The sequence below is a fragment of the Nostoc sp. genome, assembly GCF_035638895.1.
In the GTDB taxonomy this organism is placed as follows: domain Bacteria; phylum Cyanobacteriota; class Cyanobacteriia; order Cyanobacteriales; family Nostocaceae; genus Nostoc.
The window spans coordinates 1-6065 of record NZ_DASQZC010000453.1 but is presented as its reverse complement, the minus strand read 5'-3'; the positions used below and the strand labels follow the sequence as shown (position 1 = coordinate 6065).

The following is a 6065-nucleotide window of genomic DNA, read 5'->3' as shown; positions in this document are numbered from 1 at the left end:
AATTGCTATAACGCTGCCAAATTGAATTGCATCGACAAAATCTTTAGAACCTAGTTCTTTCCAACCAAATACCTTGGTCACAATCAGAAGATGTGCAGTGCTGCTGATTGGCAAAAACTCTGTAATACCTTGAACAATACCCAAAATAAAAGCTTGAATAAACTCCATCAATTAATACCTTTTTTCTGTTGTGAACAATTATTACTTAGCTGATGATGTTAATTTATATACTTTCACCGCACCCAATATTATAGAAAATTCCGCTTTACCAAATCAATAACACCATCCAAGACGCTGGCCATGTTCCTACACCCACTTCAATAAGTCAACGAAATTTTGGCAATTCATCAAACTTTAATATTTAGCGGACTGATGCCATTGACTTTTTACCCGTTACAGTTACCTTCCATCTCTCTGTAGTTCTTTGTAAATGCGAACTACAGAGGAGTTCTGTAAATAAGGCAACTTGAGTGAATTAGTCTGGTACAGAATGTTTTGTCTGGTTTGCGGCTGCGTTCCCCGAAATTTCAGTATAATTACAATGCCACAGGTAATCCCCCAGGGGGGGATTTTAAAATGTGATATCTTAAATAAAATAAAGTTTAGTAACAAATATTAAAAACTTTGATTAATAATACACTGTCCTCGTACACTGCTTCTACCCCTTCTATTGATACAGAGTTAGATTTAACTGTTACTGGGCACAAGGGTATTAGGGAATTGGAATCTACGCTTTCCTTTTCTCCCTCTCTTCCTTTATCTATTTCTGGCCGACAAACTTGGTTAGTGTTTGCGGCGGCGGTGTTTTTGGTAACAGTACCAGTATTTGTAGAAGCGCCAATAGTGCGATCGCTACCAAGTCTAAGTTTAGCCCTGACAGCATTTTGGGTGTGGCTAAGTTTTACTTTAATGTCACGTCCTGCAACTTATGTATGGGGAGATTTACTCTTAGGGTTTAGCTGGAGCTGGTTAGCAGGAGCTATTTACTGGGGCTGGTTACGTTGGGAACCTGCATGGCATCTGCCAATAGAGTTTATAGGATTACCCTTTGCTTGCTGGTGTTTGGCGAAGAATTGGGGCAAGGTGGGTAACTGGTTTTATTTAGGTTCTTTACTAGGTACAGTCTTAACCGACGTATATTTCTATATAGCAGACTTGATGCCCTATTGGCGGCAAATTATGAGAGTAGATGCAGATTTAGCACCGCAAATATTACAAAATGCCCTGATGCAAGTACAAACGCCTTGGGGACAAAGTTGGGCCATATTTCTCGCCTTAGTCCTCTTGACAGTCGGGGTTTTGCCTTTACGTTTAAAGCAAAGACACTGGTATGCCTTTAGTGGCGCAGTTTTAAGCACGATTTTGGTAGACAGCCTATTTTTGTTAGCTGCGATCGCAGCCTAAAAAATATAAAAAAATTGTGTAATATCAAAACCGAAGCTTTTTCCAGCCCAGTCTACGGTACATCAAAAATGATGCTGTAGATGATTAATAAGTTAAGAAATATTACATAACAGTCCATCACTATCAACTCATCCTGCTAGGGCTTTCGGTATTAGGTATCGAATGATTCCATCTACGGTTGGGAGCTAGAATCAACCACGCCGAAAAGATTTCATCTAGTTGAGAATGCTCAGGATCGTGGATAGAACCGTATTGCAGCTATCAGTCACTGTTACCACAATAAAAATTTTTGGCAAATAGTACAGTCAAACCCAGTAACGGCAAATATTGTGCATATTAATACGCTGTATATTAGTTTCTGATGACTGCTGTGTTGATTAAGCTATCAGGTTTTGTCCTTTGTCCTTTGTCCTTTGTCCTTGGCGCTCTGACTAATGACTAATGACTAATGACTCATGACTGCTGTTAGCTTAAAACTTTTATTTCTGTTTGATGGAAAGAGGTAGAAAATCGTGAAAGGATTGGCGCGTTTATTAACAGTGTTTAGCTTGTTACTTAGTTGCTGGGGATGGCTGGGAACAACTCAGATAGCCCAAGCTGCTAGTTTCAACAGTTTTGCATTTCCTCAAGTCCCAATTCTGGCAATTGAGCGGCAGAATCGGGCAGATGCGAAGCTAGGAACGGAATTTGGTAAAAAAATTGATTTGAATAATACCAACGTCCGAGCTTTTCAACAGTATCCAGGGCTTTATCCCACCTTGGCTAAGAAAATCATCACAAATGCTCCCTACAAAAATGTAGAGGATGTATTGGATCTTCCAGGATTGAGCGATCGCCAAAAACAAACCCTGCAAGCCAACTTGGATAAGTTCACCGTGACAGAACTAGAACCTGCCTTTAACGAGGGAGACGATCGCTTTAACAACGGCATCTACAGATAACTGCACGTTGCAGCTAATGTAGCAAATAGCAGCCCACTCCTAATTCTAGAGAGTGAGAGTCTTCTATTAGATATAAAGGGGGCACAAGGGGTACAAGGAAGACAAGATAAAATTTTTCCTTGCTTCCCCCTGCCCCCTGCCCCCTGCCCCATTACCTTGACCCCTCCCCCATTACCTTGTCTCAGATAGATATTCCTAGCCAATTTGATGTTTTAGTAGTGGGCGCTGGTGCTGCTGGACTATACACAGCGCTGTGTCTACCAAATTCCTTGCGAGTCGGCTTGATTACCAAAGAAACTGTTGCTTTATCCGCTAGTGATTGGGCGCAAGGCGGTATTGCCGCAGCAGTTGCCCCGGAAGATTCTCCCACGCTACACATTGAAGATACAATCCGGGCTGGTGCAGGTTTATGCGATCGCACTGCTGTAGAATTTCTCGCCCAACTTGCCCCTAACTGCATTCAATCCCTAGTTGACTTGGGAGTTGCTTTTGACCGTCATGGTCAAGCCTTGGCTTTAACTTTAGAAGCTGCCCATTCTCGCAACCGCGTTCTCCATGCCGCAGACACTACAGGGAGAGAAGTTACCACCACCCTCGCGGCGCAAGTATTACGTCGCCAGAATATTCAAATAATTCAGCAAGCTTTGGCTTTGAGTTTGTGGATTGAACCCGAAACTGGTCGCTGTCAAGGAATAAGCCTGTTTTATCAAGGAAAAATCACATGGGTAAAGGCTGGTGCTGTGGTATTGGCAACTGGTGGTGGCGGTCAGGTATTTGCCCAAACCACTAACCCGGCTGTAAGTACGGGCGATGGAGTAGCGATCGCATATCGGGCGGGGGCCATCCTCCGAGATTTGGAATTTGTACAATTTCATCCCACAGCCCTAACTAAACCTGGTGCCGATCACTTTCTCATTAGCGAAGCTGTACGCGGCGAGGGCGCACACCTTGTCGATAACGAAGGACGGCGTTTTGCCTTTGACTACCACCCTGCGGGTGAACTCGCACCCAGAGATGTGGTTAGTAGAGCAATTTTCAGCCATCTACAACGTACTGCCGTTGATTTAGCTACTGCCCATGTGTGGTTGGATATGCGCCCCATCCCCGCCGACAAGATTCGTCACCGCTTTCCCAACATCATCAAAGTTTGTCAGCATTGGGGCATTGATGTCTTCCATGAACCAATTCCAGTGGCCCCTGCTGCCCATTACTGGATGGGTGGAATTGTCGCGGATTTGATGAATCACACAAATATTCGCGGTTTGTACGCGGTGGGTGAAACCGCTAGTACCGGTGTGCATGGGGCAAACCGCCTTGCCAGTAATTCCCTGCTGGAATGTATTGTGTTCGGGGCCCAGATGGGCCAAATAGAGTTAGAAAATATTGGGCTACCGTCAGAAACACCACCGCTACCATTACAGAAATTTAGTGCTGATGCTAATGAGTGGCACATCCAGCAAGCACAGTTAGAAGCACTCAGGGATAAGTTACCACGTTTAGTTTGGGAAAGTGCTGGTATTTGTCGGGAGCAATCAAAGTTAGAAACTGCGATCGCTACCATTGAATCTTGGCAGCAAGATTTCACTATCCTGCCTTTAAGTCAATTCTTGCTTGCTTTACGTCCCGCAGAACCAGCTAGTTTTGAAATCCCAGATGTTGAACGGCAATTGAGACTATGGGCAGAAACCCGCAATTTATTAGATGTAGCTGATTTAATTCTTAAAAGTGCTGCTTTTAGAACCGAAAGCCGAGGTGGACACTACCGTTTAGATTATCCTCAGCCAGACCCGAATTGGCAAGTTCACGCACTTGTACAAACAGATCATTGGTGGAAATCTCCACTATTATCTTAATTAAAGTTTCCCGAACAAGCTTCTAGTAAAGGCTTCTAATCCTTTTTCCTGTAGTCGTAGCGCTTGGACAGGTGACGCTCTTAGGTAGCTAGTGAAAGAATAAATTGCAGTCCACTTGAGTGGACACTAACTCTTAGCCTATAACTTAATGACAACGCCTTCACGCATGGGGTCAATCTAAAATCCAAAATTGCTATTAGCGGGTGCCGCTACCATGCTGACTGTCGGGACCACCATAATTCGGTGGGATATATCTGTCTTTTAAATTTTCAGAATTGACTTTGCGGGCAATTAAGGTGTTACTGCTAGTAGCGCCAACAGGATTAGCATTTGCAGTACTGAACATACCTGTACAGGCTGCAATTTTCGGTATTATGATGTAAGCACCTATACACAATATCATAAACTTTTTAATTAGGGAGTTAGTCTTCATAGATTTCAGTAAATTTACTATTTTTTACTTGCAAAGTGTCTTTTATTTTTACCGTATATCTACTGGTTTTGTGAGAAAATAACTTTATTAAATTAATTCAATTATTCTTAGCGGTATACAAGTAATTATGAGCAACGCTTGTAAATTAAGCTTTATCTGCTGTTATAAAATAGTTTATCTACTTAAGTGATATTCTTAATGTGTCATTTTCACATCAGTCAAAAGTTAGATATCTCGATAAAATGGTGTAAGCTTTTTGTCTAAAACAGGATATATTAATAATATTTTAATATTTATACGTATAAACACTGTGTTTATTGGCTGAAACTTCCGAAATATCTTCAGTATTACTTAGTAAAGTGTATATTTAAAACTTAATTATAGTAAAGATATATAAAGCTAGCGTAACGCAATTACTGTAATATAAGGATTTTCAAAACTATAAAATGTCGTAACAAACCGACTAAGTACAGTATATTTTGATTTGGTAAAAATATTTACGAAATTAATTGGCTAACTACTTATGATAATTAATGCCTTTCTCACCTATATTCTTAGGTTGAGTCTTCAGGTAAAAAATCTTACCAAGCCTGTATCTTGCCGAAAAAACCACTTCGCAGAATGTACACCATACTTTTTCAAGATAGTCCTTTAGACCTATCTCCACTTGTCATTCCTAATTTCAAGGTAAAAATTGTGACTAAAACGAAAAAAAGCTGAAGACTTGACTATTGACTAATTAAGCAAATTCGTAGCGATTTTTACCTTGATGCTTGGCACGATACATTGCTGCATCTGCTTGTTTTATTAAATTTTCACTATCTTGACTGTTGTATGGATAAACACTAATACCAATACTGGCAGAGACTCGGATTGCATAGCCGTCCAAGACAACTGGCTTGCTAATATTAGTTAAAATTTTTGCGGCGATTTTAGCAGCTATTTGAACATTAGGAATTGCCCGTAAAATCACAGTAAATTCATCGCCACCTAAACGAGAAACTGTATCAGTAGCACGTAAAGAGTTGCTGAGTCGTCCTGCGATAGTCATTAGCAAGCGATCGCCCGCCTCGTGCCCCAGAGTATCATTGATTTGCTTAAAGCCATCTAAATCAATAAACAGCAGCCCTAACACCAAATTGTTGTGTTGCGCCCAATATAACGATTCGCAAAGTTGTTCGGCAAAAAATTTGCGATTAGATAGACCTGTGAGCGGGTCGTGATAAGCTAGCTGACGCAAGTGGTCTTCTTTGAGTTTTAGTTCCTTATTAGAGCGAGATAGTTCAGCAGCAGTAAGTTTTAGCTGTTCTTCCATAAGCTTGCGCTGAGTAATATCTCGGATGACTCCAACTAAAAAGAAATTACCAGCTGAGTCTTTATGGAGCGATCGCTTAGTGGCAATTTGATGAGTCTGACCATCTGCATTGGTAAATT

The 6065-nt window shown here is 41.3% G+C and carries 6 protein-coding genes; 3 read left to right on the top strand and 3 right to left on the bottom strand.

All coding sequences use genetic code 11. From position 1 onward, the window contains the following. A partial coding sequence (locus VE944_RS22960; protein WP_324982382.1) for an undecaprenyl-diphosphate phosphatase occupies nucleotides 1-168 on the bottom strand: 168 nt, incomplete at its 3' end. A 456-nt stretch (nucleotides 169-624) separates the two neighbouring features. Here VE944_RS22960 and VE944_RS22955 point away from each other — a divergent pair. The 3 genes from VE944_RS22955 to nadB all read left to right on the top strand — a co-directional run bounded on the left by VE944_RS22955 (nucleotide 625) and on the right by nadB (nucleotide 4198). After that, the gene (locus VE944_RS22955) at nucleotides 625-1404 is read left to right on the top strand and encodes a DUF3120 domain-containing protein (protein ID WP_324982379.1); all 780 of its coding nucleotides are present in this window, start codon (nucleotides 625-627) and stop codon (nucleotides 1402-1404) included. Between the two features lie 512 nt (nucleotides 1405-1916). Continuing rightward, nucleotides 1917-2345, top strand: coding sequence for a photosystem II complex extrinsic protein PsbU (gene psbU / locus VE944_RS22950; RefSeq protein ID WP_100901144.1), 429 nt, complete (start codon nucleotides 1917-1919; stop codon nucleotides 2343-2345). A gap of 176 nt (nucleotides 2346-2521) precedes the next feature. Beyond that, nucleotides 2522-4198 carry an L-aspartate oxidase gene (gene nadB / locus VE944_RS22945; RefSeq protein ID WP_324982375.1) on the top strand — a complete coding sequence of 559 codons (1677 nt, stop codon included), beginning with the start codon at nucleotides 2522-2524 and terminating at the stop codon, nucleotides 4196-4198. Nucleotides 4199-4394: 196 nt separating this feature from the next. Here nadB and VE944_RS22940 read toward each other — a convergent pair whose 3' ends face one another. Both VE944_RS22940 and VE944_RS22935 read right to left on the bottom strand, forming a co-directional pair. After that, the gene (locus tag VE944_RS22940) at nucleotides 4395-4601 is read right to left on the bottom strand and encodes a hypothetical protein (protein ID WP_324982371.1); all 207 of its coding nucleotides are present in this window, start codon (nucleotides 4599-4601) and stop codon (nucleotides 4395-4397) included. A gap of 769 nt (nucleotides 4602-5370) precedes the next feature. Beyond that, nucleotides 5371-6065: GGDEF domain-containing protein (locus tag VE944_RS22935; RefSeq protein WP_324982368.1), on the bottom strand; the 695-nt coding region annotated here is incomplete at its 5' end.

Excerpts from the sequence above, each read along its gene's own strand:
- VE944_RS22940 (WP_324982371.1), bottom strand. The coding sequence starts at position 4,601 with ATGATATTGTGTATAGGTGCTTACATCATAATACCGAAAATTGCAGCC.